We start from the raw sequence: 26215 nt of genomic DNA on the forward strand, positions 1-26215 counted from the left end.
GTTCAGGCGGGTCGCTCGAACACGGCCACCACCGAGACCCCGAGGTGGCGCGCCGGCGTCGCGGCCAGCGCGTCGATCGGGCGCCGGAGGTACCGACCCGGTCCCCACCGCTCCAGCGGGGGCATGAGGAAGGTCGTGTCGACCTCTGAGAAGCCGACCCCGCCGAGGAGGGCCTGCAAGTCGCGCGGGCGGTAGTTCCGAGCCGTCGAGATGCGCCGGTGCAGGGGCTTCACCCACGGCACGAACGGGTACCACTTCGACCGCCGTTCACGGCCCCGGATCATGAACGAGTGGGTCTCGAAGGGAAACCCGCGGTTGGGGACAGTGACGTGAAAGGCGCCCCCGGGACGCAGCACTCGGAAAACCTCAGCGGCGGCGGCCTCGGCGTCGACCACGTGCTCCAGCGTCTCGATGGCCACCACGGCATCGAAGTTCCCGTCCGGGTCGCTCAGCGCCTCGGCGCTCTCCACGCGCAGCTCGAAGCGCTGCCGGTCAGGCCGGCCCTCGATGCGCTCGGAGAACTCATCGATGCGGGCCCGCTCCACCTCGACGCCCACCACGCGGTCGAACCCCTCGGCCAGGCGCTCGGTGTAGGAGCCGTTGCCGCACCCGATGTCGAGCACGGCGGTGCCCTGCAGGGGACGGATCCCGTCGAGCAGGGCGAGGCGCCGGTCGATGCCGATGGAACCCAACGGCTCCGGCCACCCCAAGGCTGAGGCCGCGCCCCCTCGCCCCATGCGGGCTCGTCCACGTCGCCCTGGATCGTCACTGTCGCCCCCTGGTCGGTCATGCCCGTCGACCCTATCACCCACTCAAAGTGATTGTCCAGCAACTCTCAGCACTTTGGGTGCTCGTAGCGGCGTCGTCGGGACCGGAGTCCCGGGTGGCGGCGTTCATTGTCACCAGGGTCGGACCGATACCCTCCGAACGGTCCCATGGGTACGACGGGCTCGCAGGTCGGGCCCGAGCCCAGCTCGGTGCGCCGGCTGCCTCGCCCGCGCCGCCCCCGATCGGAGTCCTGTTGTGAGTGCCCAGTTCATCTTCACCATGTACAAGTGCAGCCGGTTCCACCCGCCGGACCGCGAGGTGCTCAAGGACATCACCCTGTCGTTCTACCCGGGGGCCAAGATCGGCGTCCTCGGGGCCAACGGCGCCGGCAAGTCGTCCTTGCTTCGGATCATGGCTGGCCTCGACCAGGACTACACCGGCGAGGCCCGCCTGACCCCGGGGTTCTCGGTCGGCATGCTCGAGCAAGAGCCGCACCTCGACGAGACCAAGGACGTGAAGGGCAACGTCATGGACGGCGTGGCCGAGGTGGCCGGGCTGCTCACCGCCTACGACGCGGTGCTGGCCACGTACGCGGACCCCGACGCCGACTACGAGAAGATCGGCGAGGAGCAGGCCCGCCTCGAGGCCGAGATCTCGGCCAAGGGGGCCAACGACCTCGACCGCAAGATCGAGGTGGCCATGGACGCCCTGCGCCTGCCACCGGGCGAGGCGTCGGTCGCCCCCCTCTCGGGCGGTGAGAAGCGCCGGGTGGCGCTGTGCCGCCTGCTGCTCTCCGCCCCGGACCTGCTCCTGCTCGACGAGCCCACTAACCACCTCGACGCCGAGTCGGTCGCCTGGTTGGAGCGCTACCTGCGCGACTACCCGGGCACCGTCGTGGCCATCACCCACGACCGGTACTTCCTCGACAACGTCGCCGGGTGGATCCTCGAGCTCGACCGGGGCCGGGGCATGCCCTTCCAGGGCAACTACAGCTCGTGGCTCGAGCAGAAGCAGGACCGCCTGGCCCGCGAGGAGAAGAGCGACAGCGCCCGGTCGCGCACCCTGGCCCGCGAGCTCGAGTGGGTCCGCATGGCGCCCAAGGCCCGCCAGGCCAAGGGGAGGGCCCGCCTCTCGGCGTACGAGAAGCTGTTGGCCGAGGCCAAGGCCGATGAGGGACGGGGCCGCGACCTGCAGATCGCCATCCCCCCCGGTGAGCGTCTGGGCGACCAGGTCATCGAGGTCGACCACCTCTCCAAGGGCTACGGCGAGAAGCTCCTCATCGACGACTTGTCGTTCTCGCTGCCCAAGGCGGGCATCGTCGGGGTCATCGGCGGCAACGGCGTGGGCAAGACCACCCTGTTCCGGATGCTCACGAACGGCGAGGCGCCCGACGCTGGCGCCGTCACCGTCGGCACGACCGTGCAGCTCGCCTACGTCGACCAGAGCCGCCAGAGCCTGGATCCGGACAAGACGGTCTACGAGGAGATCACCGGCGGGCGCGACGACATGGTCATCGGCGGGCGCTCGGTGAACAGCCGGGCCCACGTGGCCACGTTCAACTTCAAGGGCAGCGACCAGCAGAAGCCGGTCGGCACCCTCTCGGGCGGCGAGCGAAACCGGGTGCACCTGGCCAAGGTGCTCTCCGAGGGCGGCAACGTGCTGCTGCTCGACGAGCCCACCAACGACCTCGACGTCGACACCCTCCGAGCCCTGGAGGACAGCCTCGAGTCCTTCCCCGGCTGCGCGGTGGTGATCAGCCACGACCGTTGGTTCCTCGACCGCATCGCCACCCACATCCTCGCCTTCGAGGGCAACAGCCAGGTGCGGTGGTTCGAGGGCAACTTCAGCGAGTACGAGGCCCAGCGCAAGTCCGAGCTCGGCGCGGCGGCCGACCAGCCCCACCGCATCAAGTACAAGCCCCTCGCCCGGTAGCGCCCCAGCCTGGACGGGCGCGTGCCCTCACGCCGTCGGGGGCTCGGTCGGCATCTCGGGACGGGCAGGCGCGAGACGGGACTGCCGGAGCCGGATCGCCTCCAACCGGGGCGAGATGTCGGGGACGTCGGCGCGGTCGATACCTCGGACACTGGGTTCGCACCGCAACTCGCGGGGCGCCGTCGCCAAGATCTCGACCGACCGGATGGTGCGGCGCGCCTGGCGACCACGAAGGGCGTCACGCTCGCGCCCGCCAGCCCGTCAGTGAGCGACGCGAGACCTCGTGGGGCGCAGGGTGCGGCCGGTCAAGAGGACCGCGCCGGCTGCGATCAGCCAGGCGTCGCCGACGGTGAGGCCGATGCGCTGGAGCAGTCCTGAGGCACTGTCGGATCCCACGGTGGCGATCAGGCACGCGCCCACGGCCGCGGCCACGCCCACCGACGCCCTCGCCGCCGCGGTGTGCCCTGCGTCGGCCAGTGGCTGCGCGGCGAGCAGCGGCGTCAGGGCGAGCGAGACGTAGCCGGTCGTGGCGGTCACGGCGTGGGCGCCGTCAAGGCCCACCGAGTGGTCGAGTGGGGTCAGGGCCACGCCGACGGTGGCGGCGCTGTTCACCGCGCTGGCGATCCACGCCGGTCCTGGGACCGAGCGCCGCAGCGCGATCGAACCGGCCGCCGAGCCCGCCGCGTAGAGCAGGAACCCGCTCGTCATGAGCCACCGCGGGGGTGATCCGACCGCCGCGGTGCGGCTGATGGCATCGGACACCGGGCTGTAGGGATCGGGCATCCGCGCCCCCGCCATGGCCCAGGCGGCGATGAACGCCGCGGGTCCCAGCACCAGGCCGAGCGCCGCGGCCCGGCGCGCCGGACGACGGTCGGGCGAGGTCGGCACCGGGGAGACGCTACCGACGGCCGCCTCCCTGGGAGGACGTGACGGCGTCACCGCGGGAGGGGGCACGGACCACGTTCGACGTGCTCCGCCCACCGGACTGGTCAGCACCGACCCGGTCCGCGCTCCCTGGGATTCGTGACTGAGGTCACGTCGGCGGCTAGCATGCCGTCGACCCCGTCCCCGGAGGACACCGTGACCCGCTCTCCCCGTCGTACTCTCGTCGCCGCGTTCGTCGTCGTCGCCACCAGCCTGGGCGTGGCCCTGGGGCCGGCCTCCCCGGTCGCCGCCGCGCCGGCGAAGGACCCGGTCATCGTCGTGGCCGGCACCTTCTCTCCCGCCTTCGCCAACGAGGTGCTGGCCGACCGCCTGCGTGCCGATGGCCAGACCGTGCGCATCTTCGAGCTGCCGACCCTGGGCACCCAGGACCTCCGCCTCACCGCCCAGGCCCTCGACGCCTTCGCCGACGGGGTCCGGTCCCAGACCGGGGCGGCCAAGGTCGACCTGGTCGGACACTCCCAAGGCGGCCTCGTCGCCCGGGCCTACGTGAAGTGGTATGGCGGGGCTTCCGAGGTCGACAGCCTCGTCACCCTGGGCACGCCCAACCGGGGCACCTACGTGGCCAACCTGGCGAACGTCCTCGGGTTCGGCAACTGCCTCGCCATCGTCGCCTGCGAGCAGATGCGCATCGGGTCGTCGTTCCTCAACGCCCTCAACGCCGGCGATGACACCATCGGCACCGTCCGCTACACCACGATCCGCACCTGGCAGGACGAGCTGGTGCGCCCGGTCGACAACGCCACCCTCTACGACGGCGCCACCAACGTGCTGGTGCAGAACCCGTGCTGGGCCCGCGTGGTGGGCCACGTCGGGCTCATCTACGACGGCACCGTGTACTCCGGCATCCGCACCGCCCTCGCCGGCGGTCCCGTCCGCCTGAGCTGCTGGGCCCTCTGACCCGCGTCGCGCCCGACTCCCTCCTCGGTTCTGAGACCTCCAGCGGACACCCATGTCCGCCTCGCACCTCAGAATGAGGGCGCCTCGGTTCTGAGACCTCCGGCGGACACCCATGTCCGGTTGGCACCTCAGAATGGGGATGCGAGGACCCCCACGGACGCGCCTCAGGGGCTCGCTGTCGCACCCCCTCGGTAGAAGGGAGGCATGAACCCGTCCACCGAACGGGCCATCGCCGAGCGGGCCCGATCGCAGCTCGGCCTCCTCACCATCGCCCAGCTCGGCGAGGCTGGCCTCTCGCGTCGCACCATCACCCGACGCATCGGTTGCGGCCTCCTGGTGCCGGCCGGCTCCACGACCGTGCGCCTGTCCACCCACCCCGAGAGCCCTCAGGGCAACGTGCTGGCCGCATGCCTCGATCTCGGCGGGGTGGCTTCGCACCACACCGCCGCCTGGCTGCACGGACTCCTCCCACGGCCCGGGCCACTGATCGACGTCTCGGTCCCCAAGGGGCGGTCATCGGGCTCAGCGGGCTCGGTCGCGACCTGGCGCACCCACACCTCGACCAACCTGCCGCCCGACGACACCCTGGCGATCGGGCCGATCCCGACGACCAGCGTGGCCCGCACGCTGCTCGGCCTGGCCGCGCTCGACCGGTCCGAGGTCGACGACGAGGCCCTCACGTCGGCGATCGAGGAGGCGGTGCGCACCCGGCGCGCCACCGAACGGTGGCTCTGGTGGCTGCTGGAGCAGCGGCGCTGCCGCGGCCGCAACGGAGTCAGCCGGTTCGAGGAGGCACTTGCCACGCGAGCCCGGCTCGGCCCGACCGAGAGCTGGCTGGAGCGAGAGATGCTCTCGCTCATCGAACGGGCGCACCTCCCCCGACCCATCGTGCAACGGGTCGTGCGCCGCCGTGGTGCCTTCGTCGCCCGGGTCGACTTCGCCTACGAGCGCGAAGGCGTCGTCCTCGAAGCTCTCGGCTACGCCTCGCACTCCTCCCGCCCGGCACTGACGGCCGATGCCGCCCGCGCCAGCCGCCTCCAGCTGCTCGGCCTCGCTGTTCACCAGTTCACCTACGACCAGATCGTCCGAGATCCGAGGTGGGTCACGACGACGGTGGCCGCCGCCTTGGCCGCGGCCGGCACCGGCGAGCGTCTGATCCGCCCGGCCGCCGGGTTCTGAGACCTCCAGCGGACACCCATGTCCGCCTCGCACCTCAGAATGGCGGCGCCTCGGTTCTGAGACCTCCAACGGACACTGATGTCCGCCTCGCACCTCAGAATGGCTCGGGGTCGAAGCGGATCGGGGTCGACGGCGGGATCGGGGCCGGGTCCCACGACAGGGTGAAGCGGAAGCGGGCCGGGCCCTCGGACCACATGGGGAAGTTGGTCCCCCAGACGTTGTCGTGGAGGGCGATCCAGATGCCCTCGGCCAGGTCGGGGGGCCTGGCCGCGGGGTCGAGCAGACGGGGACGGCCGGGGGCGATCAAAGGAGCGTCGAGGGTCCGCAGAGCCAGGGTGCCCTCCGGGCTGGGCCAGCGCACCCCTTCCCCCACGGCGTGGAGGTGCTGTCCGCCGCCGGGCACCACGTCGAGGGGCGACACGTCCTGGCCCAGCTTGTCGAGGACCATGGTCCCGGGGCGCTCGACCAGGGGACGGACACCCAACCAGGTGGCCTCGGGCAGTCGGTTGGCCGGCTTGTCGCCCCAGCGCAGCTCGAGGCTGAGCGTGGACGGTCCCTCCGGCGGGCTGACGTCGCTCAGGTAGAGCGTGGCCTCGGCCGGGGCGCCCGAGCGCGTCGCCGCCTCGGCCGGGAGCCGCAGCCGCACCACTAGGGCCTCCACCGCGCGCTGCTCAGCGCGACCCTCGCCCGCGCCGCCCAGCCCGAAGTCACCGGCGGTACCGGGGTCCGCGCCCGAAGCTCCTTCGCCGGGCCCGACCACCGCACTCCCCGCACCACCGCCACCCGACCCGGCAACCGCGCTCTCAGCCCCACCACCGCCGAGCCCGACCGCCTCGTCCGAAGCTCCTTCGCCGGGCCCGACCACGGCGCCCGAAGCCCCACCGCCGCCGGCCGCCTCATCGCTTGCGGCGACCCGGCCGGCCCCACGGCGGGACGACCAGCGCTCGCCGAGGTGCACGCCGGCGGCCTCGGGCTCCCACCAGGCGGAGGTCGCGCCGGCGGCGTCGATGCCGGGCTTGGTGTTGTCCTGCACGGCCCACCACTCATCGTCGGGGAGGGCGTGCACGTAGGCACCGAGGTAGCGGTCGTAGTCCGCCCCCGAGAAGGCCTGGTGGGCTAGCAGGGCGACCGGGTGATCGGCGTCGGCGAGGGCCCGGCCCGACACCCGGTCGACGAGGTGGGTGATGGCCCCGGTCACCGGGTCGATCTCGATCTCCCAGCAGCCGACGGTGGTCGGCCGGTCGGCGGGAACCTCGTCGCCCGCTCCCCACGCCGGCACGGGCGAGCGCAGCGCCGAGAGCGCAGCCCCGGCCGCCCGGCGCAGGCCGTCGCTTTCGATGGCCGCGACGGCGGCATCGACATAGGCGCGCTGTTCGGCCCAGGATGCCTCGTAGGCTTGGGTGCGAGGTTCGGCGCGCAGAGCCGGCAGCGTGGCGCGCGACCATCGCTCCCGGTCGGGCAGGTGGGTCTTCTCGTCGAGCCCCCACGTGTGCTCGGCGACGAGCAAAAGGTTCTCGTGGAAGCCGCGAAGACGCGAGTCGTCGGGCGCCACCATCCCGGCCGCCAGCCACGACCGCCGGACCCGCAGCAGCTCGCGGTAGGCCGCGACCTTCTGCGGGTCCGATCCGACGCCGTGGACCCAGGTGTCGCCGATCTCGGCGGTGACCACCGGTAGCTCCGCGACGACGGGCCGGATCGTCTCAGCGAAGGCATCGAGTGTGGAGCCCCGCACCTGGGCCCCGGGCACCCGGTCACGCCACGACGCGAAGCCAGCGAGGACCTCGTCGACACCGGGCGGGCCCAGGTTGTCGCCGGCGTGGGCGAAGGCCAGGCGGTGCGGTGAGCCTGGCACCTCGGTGAGGTCGCCGTAGCCGCCAGCCTGGTAGACGACGGTGACCTCGGACCCGTCGGGGCTTCGCCACCGGAAGCACGGGGGCACGTCGGGGACGGTGGCCACCGGGTTCACGCCGACGTGGAGCAGCTCGACGCCAGCCGCAGCGAGGAGCGGCACCAGACCTCGGGTGTGGCCGGGGACGTCGGTGAGCTTGGCCGCGACCGTGCGGCGATCGAAGCGGTGGTCGAGGCGGGCGGAGAGGGCCAGGCCGGCCTCGATGAGCGGCGCATCGCACAGCTCGGTGTGGGTGGTGAACGGCAGCGCGTGCCAGGCCAGGTCGCCGGCCTCGATGGCCGCCTCCGCGGCGGCCCGGCCGACGGCGTGGGTGCGCTCGAGGAAGGTGTGGACCAGCCACGAGCCCGTGGTCCAGACGAAGCGCTCGGGTCCGCCTCGGGATCGCAGCTCGGCACCCAGGGCGAGTGCGGCGGGGATGTAGCGCTCGACGTAGGTGTCGACGACCTCGGAGGCCAGCGCGGTGAAGCCCACGTCGAGGTGGGTCTTGGCCACCAGGTGCACGGTCGGTCGGTCGCTCACCGCCCCAGCCTGGCAGCCCGCCGGATCGTCTCGGACCGCTGCGCTCCTCGGTTCTGTCGGGCTCGCGCGGCACCCTCCGTGATTCACCGCAACAGAATGATCCCGGCCGACCTCCTCTCCGTGCTGTCGGACCCCCGGGACCACCCGCCGGCGGCCCAGTCCGGCGACAGAACGACCTCCGCCCTCCGGTCCGTCGCCGGCGAAGCCCACCGCGACAGGACCGATCACACACCCGGGCGGGTCGACGGATCGCGGCGGGCCGGCCGGTAGGGTCCGCGCCGTGAGAGCCGAGGCCCGCCACGGAACCGTCGACCTGGTGGGCGAGGTGGCCGGGGTCCGCGCGTCCCTCCCCCGGGTGACGTACCGGGTGTCGGGGCGTCCGGTGGCCTTCGCCCCGCCTCGCCTCGACGGACCGCCCGACGGGCCGTGGACCGCCGAGGACGACCACCTCCGACTGACCCTCTCGGCCCGGCCCGCCGTCGGGCCGGGGGTCGATGGCCTCGTGCTGCGCCTGGCGGTCACCGTGGTCGGACCCACGTCGGTGCGCCTCGACGACGCCACGCTGCTCGCCACCGGCGGTCCGGCCGGGTTGCGGCTCGGCGCCGGCCCCGGCGACTGGTCTCTCTACCGCAACGGGTGGAGCTCGTGGTCGAACGCCCGTGCGTTCCGCATGGACGAGGGTGACCCCGACCCCTGGTTCTTCGCCGTCTCGAAGACCACGCTCGACCCCGACACGCCCCGCAGCGGTGAGCCGGGCCGCTTCCGCAGCGAGCTGGTGGCCGGCCTGGCCGACCGGGGCGGCTCGGGCGGGCTCGTGCTCGGCTTCATCGGCGGGGCCCGCTGCCTCTCGGTGATCGACCTCGCAGTCGACGTCCCCGGCGGACGGCTGGCGGCTGACGACCCCAGCGCCGGCCGCCTCGCCGAGCTGGCGGCCACCTGCCGCTTCGACGGCATCACGGTCGAGCCCGGTACGACGACCGCCACCGAGGACCTGCTCGTGGCGGACGGACCGGACCCCATCACCCTGCTCGAGGGGTGGGCCGCCGCCCTGGGCGCGGCCCAGTCGGCCCGGGTGCCGGCCCGGCCACCGCACGGCTGGTGCTCGTGGTACTACCACTACGCCAAGGTCACCGAGGCCGACGTCCAGCGCGCGCTGCGCTCGGCCGACGCCGTCGCCGGTGACGTGCCCCTCGGCTACGTGATGATCGACGACGGCCACCAAGCCGCCATCGGCGACTGGCTGGCCACCAACGCCAAGTTCGGGTCCGGAATGGCCTCGCTGGCCGCCGACATCCGGGCCACCGGGCGCGATGCGGGCATCTGGCTGGCGCCGTTCCTCGTCGACCACGGCAGCGACGTGGCCCGGGCCCACCCCGACTGGCTCCTGCGCGACGAGGCCGGCGCGCCCGTCACCGCCCTGTGGAACCCGCAGTGGAACCCCCTCCACGGCCAGTGGGTCCTCGATTGCACGAAGCCCGAGGTGATCGCCCACCTCACCGAGGTCGCCCGCACCCTCAGCGCGGACTGGGGCTACCGGGTGCTCAAGCTCGACTTCTGCTACGCCGCCGCCCTACCCGGACGACGCCACGACCCGACCCTGACCCGGGCCGAGGCCCTGCGCGTCGGCCTCGACGCGATCCGCCACGGGGCCGGAGAGGACGCCGTACTGATCGGTTGCGGCCTGCCCCTCGGTCCTGCGGTGGGGGTCGTTGACGCCATGCGCATCGGCACCGACGTTGCCCCCACCTGGGGCGGGAAGGTGACCCGCTGGGCCACCTCGGACCAGGGCGGCCTCTCCACTCGCGTGGCCATGCGCAACACGCTCACGCGAGCCTTCCTGCACGGCCACCTGTGGTCCAACGACCCCGACTGCGTCATGGTCCGCACCGACCGCACCCGTCTCACCGACGCCGAGGTGCGCTTCCTCGTCGCTGCTGTCGCCCTCACCGACGGCATGATCGTGTCGTCGGACCAGCTCGACCGGGTCCCGCCCGAGCGCCTCGACCTGCTGCGCCTGTGCCACGAGCTGGCCGGCGGGCGCTGCCGGGTGGTCGACCTCTTCGCCGGGCCCGAGCCCGAGACCGTCACCTCCACCAAGGCCGACGAGGTGCTCTGGGGACGGTTCCACTGGGGCGATGCCCCCGTCCGCGCCACCGTCGAGCTCGACGGACCGGAGTGGGAGCGTCTCGGCCTGGAGCGCCCCACCGAGGTCGTGGAGGCCTTCACCGGGGCCCGCCTGGCGGTGCGCGGCACGCGGGTCGACCTCGGCGTGCTCGAGCCCCACGACGCCCGCGTGCTGCGCCTCCCCCGCCGCTGAGCGGCCGAGAGGCGACACCGTTCTGACGCGGTGGGGCGCTCACCCGCGCACCTGGCCGCGTCAGAAGCGAGAACGACCTCGAGCCGTCCATCGTGGGTCCACCCCTGTCCCGGGCGGGGCGGGATCCGAACGCCGCGGCCATGGGACGGAGGTGCCACCCGCGGCCGGCGCACGATCCCGTCGCGACCGAGCCGGAGCGCGCCGGGTCCCTAACCTGCGGTCGTGATGGAGACCGAGGCGCAGCCGGCCGCTCCGGGCCCACCGGACGAGGGCGAGGCAACGCGCCCGTCGCGACCGCGACGGCGCCCGGCCGTGGGCGTCGCCGCCGCTCTCGCCGCCGTGGCATGCGTCGCCGTCGGCGCCCTGGTGTGGCGGTCCACCTCGTCCGACCCGCGACCCTCGGGCGAGGTCGCGTCGGAGCCCGGGTGGGCGCTCACCTTCTCCGACGAGTTCGACGGCGAGCAGGTCGACGAGGCCAAGTGGTACGTCGCCGACGAGCGGCGGGGCGACGAGGTGGAGTCGCCGAAGCAGTCGACGTGCCCCCGCGAGCAGAACGTCTCGGTCACCGACGGGCGCCTGGTGATGCGGACCCAGCGGGCCGACGGCGCGTGTGCCGGAGGCCAGGCCCACAGCGGTGCCGGCCTCAACACCGCCGACCGCTTCGAGCAGGCCGGCGGGCGCTTCGAGGTCCGCGCCCGGTGGACGCACCCGGGCAACTACCTGTGGGGCGGCTTCTGGACCCACGGCAACACCGGGCCGTCGTGGACCCGGGAGAACCCGAGCGAGATCGACGTGTTCGAGTACATCGGCAAGGACGCCGAGCCCAACCTCAGCCGTTTCAAGCCCGCCATCCACTACGACTACACGTGCGACGGCACCTGCGGCGTGCAGAGCATGGCGCACCAGCCCTACGACGTGACCGAGTGGCACACCTACGCCGTCGAGTGGCGCCCGACGGAGGTGGCCGACCCGACCACGATGCAGATCCGCTTCTCGTTGGACGACCGCCTGATCACGGTGTTCGACCGGGACGGCGCGTGGCGGGTGGAGCCCGATGGCCGCCGCGTTCAGGAGATCGAGGGCGGGTGGGAGAACGGGGCGGCACCGTTCCCCAACCCCTTCGGGCTCGATCGACCCCACCGCCTGGTGCTGTCGGCCTGGGTCGGCGCGCCGGGCGTCGACCCCGCCACCGTCGCCGCCGGCTTCGCCCCGTCCGGCGGCGAGGCCGCCCTCGAGGTCGACCACGTCCGCGTCTACGCCTGGCGCTGACGCCGTCGCCGTGGATCCGGGTCGGAGCGGGGCCTGAAACCGCCACCACGGTGGGTCGCACGACCCCAGGAGGGCGGCAGTTTGGTGATCCAGGTCCGGCCCTGGCGACCGGGCCCGAAACCGCCACCATCGTGCGCTCCACGGCCCCACCAGGACGGCAGTTCGCTGGTTCGTCGGTCAGAGCAGAAGCAGGAGGAGGGCGTGCACCGCAGCGGCCTGCGCGGCGGGGTCGCCGTCAGCGGGGGTGAGCACCACATCGGGGGCCTCGGGAGCCTCATAGGGGTCGTCGACGCCGGTGAACCCGGTGATCTCGCCGGCGCGTGCCTTGGCGTAGAGGCCCTTGACGTCACGCCGCTCGCACTCCTCGATGGGGGTGTCGACGAAGACCTCGACGAAGGGCACCCCGGCGGCGACGTGGGCGGCGCGGGCCGACTCGCGCCCGGCGCGGTAGGGCGAGATGAGCGGCACCAGGGCGACCACGCCGGCATCGGCGAGCAGCAGCGCCACCTCACCCGCCCGCCGGACGTTCTCATCCCTATCGACCGTCGAGAAGCCGAGGTCCGCGTTGAGGCCGTGGCGGAGGTTGTCGCCATCGAGGCGGTAGGCGGGACGGCCCTCATCGACGAGCAGCCGCTCGAGAGCCACGGCCACCGACGACTTCCCCGAGCCCGAGAGGCCGGTGAGCCACACCGTCGCCCCGCGATGGGGCCGCTCGGCGCGCCCCACCTCCCCCCCGTGCCAGGTGACGTTGGTCGACATGGCCTACAGGATCATCCCTGCGGCGCCAGCCGAGGACAGCATCTGCACCATCACAGGATCATCCCGCCCGCCACAGTCGCGTTGGTGTCCTCGTCGATGAGGATGAAGCTGCCGGTGGTCCGGTTGCGCCGGTAGTCGTCGGCGAAGAGCGGCAGCGTGGTCCGGAGGGTGACCCGGCCGATCTCGTTGAGGCCGAGGCTGGTGGCGTCCTCGTCGCGGTGCAGCGTGTTGACGTCGAGGCGGTACTGGAGGTCCTTCACCAGCGCCCGGGCGGTGCGGGTGGTGTGCTTGATGGCCAGCTTGGTGCGCGGGGTCAGCGCCGAGGTCTCGTCCATCCAGCAGACCATGGCCTCGATGTCCTGGGTGACCCGTGGCTGGTTGTGGGGCCGACAGATCATGTCGCCGCGGGAGATGTCGATCTCGTCGGTCAGGGTGATGGTCACCGACATCGGGGCGAAGGCCTCGTCGACCGGCCCGGCGGCGGTGTCGATGGCGCGCACCTTGGAGGTGAACCCCGACGGCAGCACCAGGACCTCGTCACCGGGCTTGAACCCGCCGCCGGCGACGGTGCCGGCGTAGCCCCGGTAGTCGGGCATCTCGTTCGAGTACGGCCGCAGGACGTACTGCACCGGGAAGCGGGCGTCGATGAGGTTGCGGTCACTGGCGAAGTGCACCTGCTCCATGTGGTGCAGCAGCGACGTGCCCTCGTACCAACCCATGTTGGCGCTGCGACCCACCACGTTGTCGCCCTGGAGGGCCGAGACGGGGATGCTGGTGAGGTCGCCGATGTCGAGCTTGGCTGCGAAGTCGCGGAACTCATCGGCGATCTCGAGGAAGCGCTCCTCGGACCAGTCGACGAGGTCCATCTTGTTGACGCAGAGCACGAGGTGTGGGATCTGCAGCAGCGACGAGAGGAAGGCGTGGCGCCGGGACTGCTCGACGAGGCCCTTGCGCGCGTCGACGAGGATCAGGGCCAGGTCCGCGGTGGACGCCCCGGTGACCATGTTGCGCGTGTACTGGGTGTGCCCGGGGGTGTCGGCGATGATGAACTTGCGACGAGGGGTGGCGAAGTAGCGGTAGGCGACGTCGATGGTGATGCCCTGCTCGCGCTCGGCCCGCAGCCCGTCGGTGAGCAGCGCCAGGTTCGTGTACTCCGCCCCCATGCGCACGCTCGTCGCCTCGATGGCATCGAGCTGGTCCTGGAAGATCGCCTTCGAGTCATAGAGCAAGCGCCCGATCAAGGTCGACTTGCCGTCATCGACAGACCCGGCGGTGGCCAGGCGAAGGAGCTCACTCACTAGAAGTACCCCTCCTTCTTGCGGTCCTCCATGCCGGCCTCACTGATGCGGTCATCGGCGCGGGTCGCACCCCGCTCGGTGAGGCGGGTGGCGGCGACCTCGGCGATGACCTCGGCGACCGTGGTGGCCGTCGATTCGACCGCCCCCGTGCCGGTCGCGTCGCCGATGGTGCGGAACCGCACCGTGCGGCGCAGAACAACCTCGTCGTCGCCCACGGTGATGTGGCGGGTCACGCCGATCCACATGCCGTCTCGCAAGACGACGTCGCGCTCATGGGCGTAGTAGAGCGGCAACAGGCGCACCTCGTCGGCCTCGACGTACTGCCAGATGTCGAGCTCGGTCCAGTTGCTCAGGGGGAACACTCGGATGTGCTCGCCCCGGTGGTGGCGGCCGTTGTAGAGGCTCCACAGCTCGGGGCGCTGGTTCTTCGGGTCCCACTGCCCGAACTCGTCGCGGAAGCTGTAGACGCGCTCCTTGGCCCGCGCCTTCTCCTCGTCGCGCCGGGCCCCGCCGAACACGGCGTCGAACTCGTTGGCCTCGATGGCCTCGAGCAGCACCGGGGTCTGGATCCGGTTGCGGGTGGCCCCCTGGCCGCTGCCCTCCTTCACCGTGCCGGCGGCGAGGGCGTCCGGCACCGAGGCAACCACCAGGCGGATGCCGCTGCGCTCGACCTCCTCGTCGCGGAAGGCGAGGACCTCGTCGTAGTTGTGCCCGGTGTCGATGTGCATCACCGGGAACGGCAGGGCGCAGGGCCAGAACGCCTTGCGGGCCACGTGCAACATCACCGCCGAGTCCTTGCCGCCGCTGAAGAGCAGGACGGGTCGTTCGAACTCGGCGGCGACCTCGCGGAAGATGTGGATCGCCTCGGCCTCGAGGGATCGCAGGTGGGAGAGCCGGTAGTGCGGTGCGTCGGTGCGGGTGGACACGACCGGCGAGCGTAGCGGTCCGGCCCACCAATCCTGACCACCCCGGTCGACATTGGCGGGTGCCGACGGCGGCCAGACTGGCGCCCATGGCCCCCTCTCCCCCCGTGCCGGATCGCGCCCCCCCCTCGGCCTCCGCGGACGACCACCGGCTCGCCGTGGCCCTCGCCGACGAGGCCGGGCGCCTGCTCGTCGCCCTGCGCGCCGAGCTGCGGGAGTCGGGGGCGGCGACCCTCAAGGACGAGGGCGACCGCCGGAGCCACGAGCTGTTGATGGACCGCCTCGGCGCCGAGCGCCCCGCCGACGCGGTGCTCTCCGAGGAGGGGATCGACGGCGCCGCCCGGCTGTCAGCGGCGCGGACGTGGATCATCGACCCGCTCGACGGAACCCGGGAGTTCAGCGAGCCGCCTCGTCCCGACTGGGCGGTCCACGTGGCCCTGGTGGCCGGCGGCCTGCCGATCGCCGGCGCCGTCGCCCTTCCGGCCCAGGGCATCACCCTCTCGACGGGCGCCCCCTCCGCACCGCCCGGCGCGGTGCCGGCCCGGCCCCGGGTGATCGTCAGTCGCAGTCGCCCCCCGAAGGTGGCCCTGGCGGTGGCCGAGGCGCTCGGGGCCGAGCTGGTCGAGATGGGTTCCGCCGGCGCCAAGGTCGCCGCCGTGGTCCTCGGCGCCGCAGATGTCTACGCCCACGCCGGCGGGCAGTACGAGTGGGACAGCGCCGCGCCGGTGGCGGTGGCCGCCGCCGCCGGCTTCCACACGTCGCGCATCGACGGCGTGGCCCTCGCCTACAACCGTCCCGACCCCTGGCTCCCCGACCTGCTGGTGTGCCACCCGAGCCTCACCGAGCAGGTGCTCGCCGTCACCCGTCGCTGACCTCGCACGCCGAGCCATCGGGACTTTGAGCGGTTGTGCGCCGCATCTGCACTCAAGCGCTCAAAGTCAGCCCGCCACGCTCCCCGCACCACCGGTGGGAAACTCGGGGTGCCGGTCAGCCGTCGTGGAAGCTGGGCACCCGGATGGCCACCACGGCCACGTCGTCGGAGGGCAGGTCCGGGTCCCGGAAGGTGTCGACGGCCAGGACGACCAGCTCGGCCACGTCGTCGGCCGAGGAGAGGACGGACGCGCCGCCGAGCGCCTCCATCAGCCGGGTCTCACCGAACTGCTCCGACCCGTTGCGGGCCTCGGTGACCCCGTCGGTGTAGAGCACCAGCGCGTCGCCGGGCCCCAGCTCGAGTGCGACCTCCTGCAACGGCGGGTCGGGCAGCACGCCGAGCAGGGTGCCCCTGGCATCGACCCGCTCGACGCGACCGTCGGCCCGCACCAGCACCGGTCGCGGGTGCCCGCCGCAGGCCACCTTCAGCGCCGCCCGCCCGCGACCTGGGCTCAGGGCCACCAAAGCGGCGGTGGCGAACCGGGCGTCGTCGATCTGGTCGAGGATGGCGTCGTTCGTCGCCGAGAGGATCGCCGCCGGCCCGTAGGCGTCGTCGGCGCCCGGCGTGGGGGCCACGGCGCGCAGGGTGTGACGGAAGAGGCCGGTGACCGCCGCCGCCGCCGGGCCCTTCCCGCACACATCGCCGAGCACGACGATCCACCCCTTCGGCGTCTCGAACACGTCATAGAAGTCGCCGCCGATCTCGATGCCGGCGTGGGCGACGCGGTACTTGGCGCCCAGGTCGATGCCGGGGATCTCGGGTAGCGCGGGCGGCAGCAGGGTCTGTTGCAGGGCGCGGGCCACCTCGGTCCGGGAGTCGAAGAGCATCGCGGTGTCGATGGCGGTCGCGGCCCGCCCGGCGATGTTCTCGAGGAGGGCCTGGTCGTCGGACTCATAGGAACCGGGACCGGTGGTGACCAGTGTGATGCCACCGAGCACCCGGCCGCGGGCGACGAGGGGGGCGACGAGAGCGGAGCGGGGCGCCAGGGACCGCAGCAGGGACAGGTGGTCGTCGTCGAGGGAGGCGGCGACCAGATCGGCGTCGGTGATGTCCTCGACGCGCTCGGACCGACCCGTGCGCATGGCCCGCCGCACGCTCCAGATGCCGTCACCGCCGGCCTGCTGCCGGCGCTCCCGCAGCGCCCGCACCGCCGGGACCCGGCTGGGATCGATGTGGACCACGGCGGTCTCGCGCAGGCCGCCGTCGTCGTCGAGGGCGTCGAGCACACACCACTCACCGACGCGCGGCACCAGCACCGACGCCAAGTTGCTGTACACCGCCTGAGGATCGAGCGTCGACGCCAGCGCGCCGCTGACCTCGGCCAGCAGGGCCAGGCGCTCGCGCGACGCCTCGGCGGCCAACCGGGCCTGGTGCTCGCGCTCGAGCAGCTTGAGCTTGACGTCCTCCATCACGTGGCGCTCGGTCACGTCCGACGCCACGCCGATCATGCGCAGCGGGGTGCCGTCGCGGGCGGCCACGACCCGGCCCCGGGTCTCGACCCAGCGCAGGTCGCCGTCGGGGCGCCGGAGGAGGAACTCGTCGTGGTAGTCGGCGCCGGCCTTGGCGGCGTCGACCAGACGCTGGCGCACGCCGTCGCGGGCGTCGTCGGGAACCGCCGAGAGGAAGTCGCGCCCGGTCTGCTCGAAGTGACCGGGCGCCAGCCCGACGATGGCCTCCATGCCGGCGGACCAGATCACCCGGCCCGTCACCAGGTCCCAGTCCCACGTCCCGAGCCCACCGGCCTCGAGCGACAGGTCGAGCCGGGCCAGGCTCTCCTTCTGGCGTCGGGCCGCGAGCGTCTCGTCGGTGACCTCGACGAAGAAGAGGCCGGTGCCGAACAACACGTCGTCGACCCGACGGATCGGGAACGCGTTGACCTGCCAGTAGCGCCGCCGACCGACGTCGCCGAGGCGGATCTCGAGAGGCTCGACCCGATCCCCCGTGGCCATGACCCGGTCGATCAGCGGCTGCACCTCGGCGGCCACCTCGGGCACGAGCTCGGCCAGGGGCAACAGGTCCGGCTGCTCGGCGGCTTCGGGGCCCACCGCGAGCGACCCGAGGAGCCCGGCGGTCATCTCCCGCAGGGCCTCGTTGTGGTGGAGCGACCGACCTCGGGCGTCGACCACGGCGGTGGCGACCGGGGCGTGGGCCAAAAGGGTGTCGAGCACAGCTCGGATCCGCAGGCGCTCGCCCCGGGCCGCCTCCGCCTCGCGGGCCAGCCGAGCGGTCTCCACGAGCAGGGCGCACTCGGCGGCCAAGCTCTCGAGCGCGATCACCTCGTCGGGGGTGAAGCGCTCCCGATCGCTGGCCATGAGGGCCAGCACCCCGACCGGGCGGTCGAGGGCGACGAGTGGCAGCAGCAGACCGCTGCCGAAGCCCAGCCGGGTCCAGAGACCGAGGACCTCGACCGACGGGGCGACCTCGGCCAGCTCGGCGGCCGTGCGTCGGCGCACCACGGCCCGGCGCGTCCGGAGGGGTTCGGTGAGATCCGCGGCTTGGCTCGGGTTCACGCTGGCGGCCCGGCGGAGCTCCTCGACCAGCGGTGCGAGGTCGGGATCCCGATGGTGGGCGGCGGCACGCACCAAGGTGCCGTCGGGCTGCACCAGGTGCACCGTCCCCCAGTCGGCGAAGGCCTCGACCACCAGCTCCAGCAGCCGCGGGGTCGACCCAGTCGCCCCCGGCTCGCCGGCGAACGCCGCCGCCACCCGGGCGCCGCGCCGCGCCGGGTCGCCGATCGCCCCGGTCACCGTCTCGTCCCGCACGTCGGATCGCAGCCCCACGGCTGGACTGTACGCCGTCGCAACGCTCCCCGTTCACGCCGGGACGCAGGATGACCGCGACCTGGGCGGCGTGCCGCGCCCCAAGGGGACACGATCTCCAAGGCCCGGCCAGACTGCCCCGGTGACCACGACGATCCCCTCACCCGACCTGGCGCTCGGAACCTTCACCGAGTCCGGGCCGTGGGTCGTCGATCTCGATCACCTGCCGTGGAGGGCCGACGTCCCCGCCGAGCGGGCCCGGATCAAGCGTCGGCTCCCCGATCTCGTCCACCCCCGTCGCATGCCGCCGCTCGGTCGCCTGGTGCGCGTCATCGCGCGCCTGGGACCCCCTCTGGCGGTGTGGGCCCTGGGCGCCCGGCGCGAGGGCGGGACCCGATCACGGGAGGACCTGGCCCGGAGGCTGCGCGAAGCGGCCGAGGCCCTCGGCCCCACCTACATCAAGCTGGGGCAGATCATCGCCTCGGGCGAGGGCCTCTTCCCCGCCGAGCTGGTGGCCGAGATGCGGCGGTGCCGCGACCAGGTGCCGCCCGAGCCCTTCGCGTCGGTGCGTGCCGCGGTCGAGGCCGACCTCGGGCGGCCCCTCGACGAGGTCTTCGCCCGCTTCGACCGCCGTCCCCTCGCCGCCGCCTCGATCGCCCAGGTCCACTCCGCCGCCCTGCACCCCACCGAGCCCGGCGGCGAACCCGTTCCGGTCGTGGTCAAGGTGCAGCGGCCCCGCATCGCCACCCTCGTCGAGGCCGACCTCCGCGTGATGGCGTGGATCGCGCCCCACCTGGTGGGCCGCATCCCCGTCGCCGCCCTGGCCAACCCACCGGCGTTGGTCGAGCTGTTCGGCGAGACGATCACCGAGGAGCTCGACTTCCGCCTCGAGGCCGACAACATGCTCGACCTGGCGGCCGTGTTCGCCCGCCTCGGCGCCAGCCCCTACGTCGTCCCCCGACCCCACCCCACCCTCGTCACCCGGCGGGTGCTGGTGATGGAACGCCTGTCGGGCTTCCGCTTCGAGGACGTCACGGGCATGCGGGCCGCGGACATCGACACCACCGAGCTGGTGCGATCAGGGATGATCGGGTTCCTGGAGGGGGCGATGCTCCACGGCATCTTCCACGGCGACCTGCACGCCGGGAACCTCTTCGTGCTGCCCGACGGGCGGACCGCGCTGCTCGACTTCGGCATCACCGGGCGCATGGGCGAGGAGCGCCGGCTGGCCTTCCTCCGCCTGCTGGTGAGCGCCAGCATGAACGACGTCCGGGGCCAGATGGCGGCCATCCGCGACCTCGGCGCCCTGCCTCCCGACATCGACCTCGACGCGGTGATCTCGGATCTGGGCCTCGACCGGCCCGTCATCGACCCCACCAGCCTCACCCCCGAGCAGCTCACAGCCGAGATCCAGGCGACGATGAAGGGCCTCCTCGGCTACGGCGCCAAGCTGCCCAAGGAGCTCATGTTGTTCATCAAGAACATGGTGTTCCTCGACGGGGCCATCGCCACCCTCGCCCCGGACCTCGACCTCTTCGGCGAGATCACCCACATCGCCACCTACTTCGCCACCCGCCACGGCGAGCGCATCGCCAGCGAGGTCGGCGTCGACGAGCGACACTGGAACCTCGACATGGGCGGGGTCCGGGCCCTCTACGGCGTCGAGGAGGGCACCGAGGCCATGACCCACCGCGAGCTCCAGGAGCGACGCGAGGTCATCGTCAGCCGCTTCGCCCAGCGCGAGCGCACGAGCCTGCCCGCCCGCCTGGCCACCGCCGCCCGCCGCCGCGTTCGTCGCGCCCGGGGCCGCTGATCCCGGGCGGGCGGGCCCGGCTCCCCCCGCCCTACCATCGCACTCCGATGCGCCTCGTGATCGCCCGGTGCCAGGTCGACTATGCCGGTCGCCTGGACGCCCACCTGCCGATGGCCACCCGGCTGATCATGGTGAAGGCCGACGGGTGCGTGGCCATCCACGCCGATGGCGGGGCCTACAAGCCGCTGAACTGGATGAACGCCCCGAACCGCGTGGTCGAGGCGGAGGGGCGCTGGACCGTCACCAACCCCAAGGGCGAGACCCTCACCATCACCTTCGAGGAGGTCGTGTCGGACTCGGCATGGGCGCTCGGCGTCGACCCCGGCCTCCAGAAGGACGGGGTCGAGGCCCACCTCCAGGTGCTGTTGGCCGAGCGGCCGCAGGCCATGGAGGTCGGCCTCCGCCTCATCCGCCGCGAGCACCTCACCGACATCGGCCCCGTCGACCTGCTCTGCCACGCCGCCGACGGCACCACCGTCGCCGTCGAGGTCAAGCGCCGGGGCGACATCGACGGCGTGGAGCAGCTGACCCGCTACGTGGAGTTCCTGCGCCGCGACGCCCGCCTGGGATCGGTGCGCGGCCTCTTCGTCGCCCAGCAGGTGAAGCCCCAGGCCAAGGTGCTGGCCGCCGATCGCGGCCTGGGATGGGTGGAGGTCGACTACGACGAGCTGCGCGGCATCGAGTCCGACGTGCTCCGCCTCTTCTGAGCGCGCGCCTCCCACTCGACATTGGGTCGCAGCTCCCTCAGTGGTCGGTGGCAGCCCGGCGGTAGAGGGCCACGACCTCCTCGACGGTGGCTCCCCAGCGGAAGCGGGCCCGCCGGAGGTGCCCGGCGGCGACGAGGGCGGCCCGGCGGTCGTCGTCGCCGAGCACGAGGGCCAGGGCGGCGGCGAGGCCGTCGGTGTCCGCCACCTCGACCAGCTCGGCCGCGTCGCCGACGACCTCGGGGATGGCCCCGGCCCGGGTCGCCACCACCGGCACGCCGGCGGCCATGGCCTCGAGCGGGACCAGGCCGAAGCCCTCGTAGACCGAGGGGTAGGCGACCACGCTCGCGCCCCGGAGCAGTGCGGCCCGGGCGTCGTCATCGACCCACCCGGTGCGCACGATGCGGTCGCGGTGCGTCGCCGCGGCCACCGCGTCGTCGAGCGCTGACGCGCCCCACCCGGCGGGGCCGGCGAGCACGAGGCGCACGTCCGGATCGTCGGCCGCCACCGCGTCGAACGCGGTGACCAGCCCGGGCAGATCCTTGCGGGGCTCGACGGTGCCCACCGCCAGCACGTAGCGCTCCCCGCCCCCCAGGGCCCGGCCCGTCGCGGCGTCGCGGCCCGGGCCGTCGCTCCCCAGGTCGGGCGCGCCGTTGGCGATGGCCACCACCCGGGCGGGATCGACACCGAGCTCACCGGCGACCTCACCGGCGACGAAGCGACTCGGGGTGTGGACCCAGGCGCCGCCGGCCACGGCACGCGCCACGAGCGCCGGGTAGGCGGCGGTGGCGGCATCGACGAGCTCGGGGAAGCGCCACGCCGTGAGGTCGTGGACGGTGACGACCCGCGCCGCCCGCCGACTCGGCGGGACCACGAAGTTCGGACCGTGGACCACGTCGACGGGACCGGTCCAGGTCTCGATGACGGGTCGGTCGCGCCGCCGCCACAGCGCGCGCAGCGGGCGGGCGGCCATGGGCCGGGTCGCCAGCGTCACGCCCGAGGGGAGCTGGGCGGCGAGCGACCCGCGCCCCCGCCAGGTCACCCCGAAGGCGCGCACGGCGACGTCGCTGCGGGCCGCCAGGCCCGCGACCAGGTTCTCGGTGAGGGCGCCCACGCCGGTGCGGGGCCCGATCAGGCTGGCGACGTCGACGGCGACGGCGATCAGCGGGGACGCGGGCACGGCCGCCGACCCTAGAGGCTCGTCGTCCGGCAGGGTCGGGCCCGCCGTGGTCGATCAGCCCCCAGATTGCGCCTGATCTCGACACTCGGGGCCGTCGAACGCGCGGCTTGTGTTCGGAAGGTCGCCCTCCGTGGCGAACTTCTATTAACATTCCGTGACCGAATGCCGACTCAGGGTGGGTGACCCCCACCTCGCTCTCTCCCCTCCCCGCCGCTCCGCGCGCCGGGCGCGCCCCGATCGGGCGCCTGCTCACCGCCACGCTGGCCGCTGCGACGCTGTCGTTCGCCGTCGTGACCGGCGCCGCCCCCGTCGGCGCCGTGACCGCGGAGGTCCCGGCCGCAGACCCCGTCGCCCCCGCCACGACGATGCCCGGCAAGGGACACACCGAGGCTGACGAGGTGGTCCTGTCGGGCGACGTGGGCGGACCGGCCTCTCGCTCCACCCCCCCGGGCACCGATGGATCGTCGCCCGACGCCACTGCCGACGCACCGGCCCGGCCCGGGCGGGGTGAGCCAGGCTGGAGCCAGGTCATCGACCTGCTCCCCGGCACCCAGATGGTGGCCCTGTCGTGGGACGGCGACACCAGCGGCCCCGACGGCCCTGCCAGCGGCAGGGTGTCGCTGCGCTCGCGCGCCGGCGACGGCGCGTGGACCGACTGGCTCGCAACGGCCCCCGACCCCGCCGACGCCGGCGGTGAGGGCGGGGGCCGGGTCGGCAGTGAGGTCGTGTGGCTGGGATCGGACGGCGCGGACCGGGTCGAGGTGCGCGTCGATGCCGGTCCGCTCGCCGACCTCGAGCTGCTCCGCATGCGCTACCAGGAGGGTGAGCCGGTCCCCGAGCCCGAGGGGCCGGCGCCGGCCACGCGCTCGGCCTCGGGCACGACCCCGGCTGCGCCGCCCACCATCCGGCCCCGCAGCGCGTGGGCCACGAGCGGCTGGGCCAGTGGCAACAGCGGGTGCGGGAGCGAGCCGTCGGTCGCGTCGCGGCTCGACCATGCCGTGATCCACCACACCGCCAGCACCAACTCCTACACCGCCGCCGAGGTCCCCGGCGTCATCGACGGGATCCGTCGCTACCACATGAGCTCGCTGGGCTGGTGCGACATCGCCTACAACTTCGTCGTCGACAAGTTCGGGGGCATCTGGCAGGGCCGCTCAGGCGACATCACCAAGCCGGTCGTCGGCGGCCACGCCAGGGGGTTCAACACCTACAGCGTGGGCGTGACCCTCCTCGGCCAGTTCGAGCCCGGCGCCAGCCCCGCCGCCGCGGCCCCGACAGCCGCCATGATCGACTCCACCGCCCGCCTCCTGGCCTGGAAGCTGGGCCTGCACAGCATCGACCCTCAGAGCACCGTCACGGTCACGAGCGCCGGCAGCAACCGGTACCCCTCGGGGACGAGCGTCACCCTGCCGGTGATCAACACCCACAACCAGACTGGGCTCACCGCCTGCCCGGGCGCCAACGTGCTCAGCCAGATGGAAGCCATGCGGATGAAGGCCACGGCCTACAGCGAACCGGACAGCCCGACCCCGCCGCCACCACCGCCCCCGCCGCCCGTCGCGTCGTGGACGCCCTTCGACTCGGTCGAGGCGCTCGTCTACCGCCAGTACGTCGACTTCCTGCGCCAGCCGGGCACCTACGACGAGCGGCGGTGGTGGGCGGAGCGCCTCTCGGCCGGCACCACTCACCGCAACGCGCTGATCGTCAGCATGTTGAACTCAGGCCGGGTGCAGGCCGACTCGGCGTCGAGCGTGCGCCTCTACCTCGCCTACTTCGGGCGGATCCCCGACCACACCGGCCTGCGCCACTGGTGGGCGGAGATGGACAGGGGCCAGGGCATCCGCACCGTCTCGGCTGCCTTCGCCCGCTCCCATGAGTTCACCAATCGCTACGGCAGCCTCTCCGACGCCGAGTACGTGACGCTCGTGTACCGCAACGTGCTCGGCCGCGAGCCCGACGTCAAGGGCTACGCCTTTTGGACCGAGCAGCTCCGCTCCCGGCGCGAGAGCCGGGGCGGGCTCATGGTGCTCTTCTCCGAGTCGGGCGAGCACCGGAGCCAGCGGGACGACGTGGTGGACGTCGTGCTCACCCACGAGATGATGCTCGACCGGGGGATCGGCACGATCTCGATGCTGGAGTGGGTCGCTCGGATCCAGTCGAATCAGACCGCCCTCATCGACCGGCTGTTCACCTCGAGCGAGTACGCCGCCCGCGTCGGCTGACCGACCGAACTGGTAGCGGGATCGGGGGCTCCGGCCCCCAGAACCGCTACCACTACGGTCGGCCCCGGTCGTCGCGGCGTGGCGGTCCGTCCGAAGCGTCGGGCGCGGCCTCAGCGTCCGTCGGAGCCGTCGGGACCGTCGGGACCGTCGGGACCGTCGGGGGTCGCGTCACGGGCTTCGAGCTCGGTGCGCAGCAGCTCGATCTCGGCCCGTAGCTCGGCCCGGGTGCGCTGCAGCTCGTCGCGCAGCTGCTCGACCTGACCGGCGGTGGCGACGGCGGCCCGGTCCCCCACGCGGTCGAGGACGGCACCTCCCGCCCGACGGACCGCGGCGCGGGCTCGCCCGGCGGCACCGGGGGACGACGACTGGGCGACAGGCGTCGATGGAGCACCGAGGCGGGTCGTGCTGCTGAGGCGGATGGCGGGATGCACGGTCATGGGGCTTCGACGGGGTCAAGGGGGCGGAGGAGGTCGAGCGCGGCCGCCACCCGCGCCCGGACGGGGGCACCAGCGGCGGTGCCGAGCTCGTCGAGGACGACCTCGATGCGCTCGAGCGGGAGGACGGCGGTCGTGAGGCCCCACGCCCGCAGCAGGGCCCGGGCCGCCACGTCGGGGTCGAGGTGCCTCACCGCGTGCTCGCGTCCGGCACGCGAAAGCCGGGCGGCACGGACGTCGTCGCGGGCCAGGGCTGTCGCCGCGGCCCGGTCACCCACGACGAGCTGCTCGTCGTCGATGGCACCGACGGCCCGTGCCGCGGCCCCGTCGGTCACCGTCGGACAGCCCAGGCACAAGGCCAAGGCCAGGTGGCGCGCCTCGACGACCGCCGCGGCGGCGACGGCCAGGGCGGTGGGCACGTCGTCAGGTCCCAGCGCCGCGGTGTCGACGACCAGGTCCGGGGCCAGCCCGAGGCGTTCGCGCCACCGCCGACGGACGTGCGGGGCGATCGGGGGCCAGCGGGCCGTGGCCACCGGGTGGGCCCCGGGCAGGGCGATGGCCTGACCGCCCTCGGGCCCCTCGGACGCAACGTACGCCACCCGCCCGTCGACCACGGCGGTCGGGACGCCGGCCGGGGCCCGCCGGAGCGCGACGCGGTCCGCGACCAGCACGGCGTCAGGGGCGACGGCTCGGCCCAGGCTGATCACCTCCACGTCCCGGGCCAGGGCGGCGACCAGCGTTCGCAGCGGTGCAGTCGACCCGGGTGAGCCCACGAGCGCGACCACCGGGCGGTCGGCGCCGACGGAGCCAGCGGACCCAACAGCGCCAGCGGAGCCAGCGGTGCCGTACGGGTCGGCGTCGGGAGGCGGGGTCATCGGGCCGCGCCGAGGAGCCGCTCGACGACCTGCGGCCAACCCAGGTCGGCGGCTCGTGCCCGCCCGGCATCTCCCATCCGGGTGGCCAGGTCGCGGTCGCCGGCGAGGCGGTCGATCGCCGCTCCGAGCGCCTCGGGGCTGCCGTCGGTGACGAGACCGGTCTCACCGTCGACCACCCACTCCAGGACGCCGCCCGCATCGGCGGTGGTGATCACCGGCTTGGCGGCCAGGAAGGCCTGGAGGGTGACGTAGCCGTAGTCCTCTTCATAGGGCGCGTACAGCACCGCCAGGGCGTCGCCCAAGACGGCGACCACGTCGTCGTCGGACAGGTAGCCCGGCTGCGCGACGCGCCCGTCGAGGCGGGAGGCCGCGGTGCGAGCGCGCAGCTCATCGGCGTGGGACCCGGCGCCGGCGAGCACGCCGTCCAGGCCGCTCGTCGACGCGCCGAGGGCGTCGATCAGCAGGCCGGGGCGCTTGTTGGCCTCGAGGCGACCGATGCTCACGATGCGCTCACCGAGCGGGGTCGGCTCGATGCGATCGGCCAACGGCGGGGGGTGGTAGAGGGGTTCGCTGTCCAGGCCG

20 protein-coding genes are annotated in these 26215 nt (G+C 73.4%); 9 read left to right on the forward strand and 11 right to left on the reverse strand.

Translation table 11 applies throughout. From position 1 onward, the window contains the following. Positions 1-2: 2 nt before the first annotated feature. On the reverse strand, positions 3-710 hold the full coding sequence (locus tag VNL12_RS06210) for a class I SAM-dependent methyltransferase (protein ID WP_325592598.1): 708 nt from the start codon (positions 708-710) through the stop codon (positions 3-5). A 313-nt stretch (positions 711-1023) separates the two neighbouring features. Here VNL12_RS06210 and ettA point away from each other — a divergent pair, with 313 nt between their 5' ends. Beyond that, a complete protein-coding gene (gene ettA, locus VNL12_RS06215; RefSeq protein WP_325592600.1) occupies positions 1024-2700 on the forward strand; it encodes an energy-dependent translational throttle protein EttA in 1677 nt (558 codons plus the stop codon). A gap of 261 nt (positions 2701-2961) precedes the next feature. On the opposite strand, the gene VNL12_RS06220 is transcribed toward ettA, so the two are convergent. Next, positions 2962-3588 (reverse strand): DUF998 domain-containing protein, encoded by a 627-nt coding sequence (locus VNL12_RS06220; protein ID WP_325592602.1) that lies wholly within the window; start codon positions 3586-3588, stop codon positions 2962-2964. A 162-nt stretch (positions 3589-3750) separates the two neighbouring features. On the opposite strand from VNL12_RS06220, the gene VNL12_RS06225 reads away from it, so the two are divergent. Both VNL12_RS06225 and VNL12_RS06230 read left to right on the forward strand, forming a co-directional pair. Further along, a complete protein-coding gene (locus VNL12_RS06225; RefSeq protein ID WP_414654854.1) occupies positions 3751-4542 on the forward strand; it encodes an esterase/lipase family protein in 792 nt (263 codons plus the stop codon). Between the two features lie 204 nt (positions 4543-4746). After that, a complete protein-coding gene (locus VNL12_RS06230; protein ID WP_325592606.1) occupies positions 4747-5721 on the forward strand; it encodes a type IV toxin-antitoxin system AbiEi family antitoxin domain-containing protein in 975 nt (324 codons plus the stop codon). Positions 5722-5815: 94 nt separating this feature from the next. Here the strand turns inward: VNL12_RS06230 and VNL12_RS06235 are convergent, their stop codons facing one another. Further along, complete coding sequence (locus VNL12_RS06235; protein ID WP_325592609.1) at positions 5816-8149, reverse strand: DUF5054 domain-containing protein; 2334 nt, start codon at positions 8147-8149, stop codon at positions 5816-5818. Positions 8150-8429: 280 nt separating this feature from the next. Between VNL12_RS06235 and VNL12_RS06240 the strand changes: the two genes are divergently transcribed. Then, positions 8430-10466, forward strand: a complete 2037-nt coding sequence (locus VNL12_RS06240) for a glycoside hydrolase family 36 protein (RefSeq protein WP_325592612.1) — start codon at positions 8430-8432, stop codon at positions 10464-10466. 225 nt (positions 10467-10691) lie between these two features. Beyond that, the gene (locus tag VNL12_RS06245) at positions 10692-11735 is read left to right on the forward strand and encodes a glycoside hydrolase family 16 protein (RefSeq protein ID WP_325592638.1); all 1044 of its coding nucleotides are present in this window, start codon (positions 10692-10694) and stop codon (positions 11733-11735) included. A 177-nt stretch (positions 11736-11912) separates the two neighbouring features. Here VNL12_RS06245 and cysC read toward each other — a convergent pair whose 3' ends face one another. From cysC to cysD, 3 genes are read right to left on the reverse strand one after another with little or no spacing between them, the layout of a single operon-like run. Next, the gene (gene cysC / locus VNL12_RS06250) at positions 11913-12494 is read right to left on the reverse strand and encodes an adenylyl-sulfate kinase (protein WP_325592614.1); all 582 of its coding nucleotides are present in this window, start codon (positions 12492-12494) and stop codon (positions 11913-11915) included. Between the two features lie 50 nt (positions 12495-12544). After that, a complete protein-coding gene (locus tag VNL12_RS06255) occupies positions 12545-13792 on the reverse strand; it encodes a sulfate adenylyltransferase subunit 1 (RefSeq protein ID WP_325592616.1) in 1248 nt (415 codons plus the stop codon). After that, positions 13792-14718 carry a sulfate adenylyltransferase subunit CysD gene (cysD, locus tag VNL12_RS06260; protein WP_325592618.1) on the reverse strand — a complete coding sequence of 309 codons (927 nt, stop codon included), beginning with the start codon at positions 14716-14718 and terminating at the stop codon, positions 13792-13794. The genes VNL12_RS06255 and cysD overlap by 1 nt, the downstream gene beginning before the upstream one ends. Positions 14719-14804: 86 nt before the next feature. On the opposite strand from cysD, the gene VNL12_RS06265 reads away from it, so the two are divergent. Further along, positions 14805-15587 carry a 3'(2'),5'-bisphosphate nucleotidase CysQ gene (locus tag VNL12_RS06265; protein WP_325592620.1) on the forward strand — a complete coding sequence of 261 codons (783 nt, stop codon included), beginning with the start codon at positions 14805-14807 and terminating at the stop codon, positions 15585-15587. Positions 15588-15702: 115 nt separating this feature from the next. Here the strand turns inward: VNL12_RS06265 and VNL12_RS06270 are convergent, their stop codons facing one another. Further along, the gene (locus tag VNL12_RS06270) at positions 15703-18426 is read right to left on the reverse strand and encodes a SpoIIE family protein phosphatase (RefSeq protein ID WP_325592623.1); all 2724 of its coding nucleotides are present in this window, start codon (positions 18424-18426) and stop codon (positions 15703-15705) included. Between the two features lie 121 nt (positions 18427-18547). Between VNL12_RS06270 and VNL12_RS06275 the strand changes: the two genes are divergently transcribed. Both VNL12_RS06275 and nucS read left to right on the forward strand, forming a co-directional pair. Continuing rightward, the gene (locus VNL12_RS06275) at positions 18548-20218 is read left to right on the forward strand and encodes an ABC1 kinase family protein (RefSeq protein ID WP_325592625.1); all 1671 of its coding nucleotides are present in this window, start codon (positions 18548-18550) and stop codon (positions 20216-20218) included. A 47-nt stretch (positions 20219-20265) separates the two neighbouring features. Beyond that, complete coding sequence (gene nucS, locus VNL12_RS06280; protein ID WP_325592627.1) at positions 20266-20925, forward strand: endonuclease NucS; 660 nt, start codon at positions 20266-20268, stop codon at positions 20923-20925. A 37-nt stretch (positions 20926-20962) separates the two neighbouring features. Here nucS and VNL12_RS06285 read toward each other — a convergent pair whose 3' ends face one another. Beyond that, positions 20963-22102 carry a glycosyltransferase family 1 protein gene (locus tag VNL12_RS06285; protein WP_325592628.1) on the reverse strand — a complete coding sequence of 380 codons (1140 nt, stop codon included), beginning with the start codon at positions 22100-22102 and terminating at the stop codon, positions 20963-20965. A 179-nt stretch (positions 22103-22281) separates the two neighbouring features. On the opposite strand from VNL12_RS06285, the gene VNL12_RS06290 reads away from it, so the two are divergent. Further along, positions 22282-24324 (forward strand): DUF4214 domain-containing protein, encoded by a 2043-nt coding sequence (locus VNL12_RS06290; protein ID WP_325592630.1) that lies wholly within the window; start codon positions 22282-22284, stop codon positions 24322-24324. A gap of 110 nt (positions 24325-24434) precedes the next feature. Here VNL12_RS06290 and VNL12_RS06295 read toward each other — a convergent pair whose 3' ends face one another. The 3 genes from VNL12_RS06295 to VNL12_RS06305 form a co-directional block, all read right to left on the reverse strand. Next, a complete protein-coding gene (locus tag VNL12_RS06295; protein ID WP_325592632.1) occupies positions 24435-24761 on the reverse strand; it encodes a hypothetical protein in 327 nt (108 codons plus the stop codon). Continuing rightward, positions 24758-25543 (reverse strand): hypothetical protein, encoded by a 786-nt coding sequence (locus tag VNL12_RS06300; RefSeq protein WP_325592634.1) that lies wholly within the window; start codon positions 25541-25543, stop codon positions 24758-24760. The genes VNL12_RS06295 and VNL12_RS06300 overlap by 4 nt, the downstream gene beginning before the upstream one ends. An 86-nt stretch (positions 25544-25629) precedes the next feature. Then, the coding region (locus VNL12_RS06305) for a glycosyltransferase (RefSeq protein ID WP_325592636.1) at positions 25630-26215 on the reverse strand (586 nt) is incomplete at its 5' end.

Source organism: Iamia sp. (genome assembly GCF_035575815.1).
Classification (GTDB): domain Bacteria; phylum Actinomycetota; class Acidimicrobiia; order Acidimicrobiales; family Iamiaceae; genus Iamia.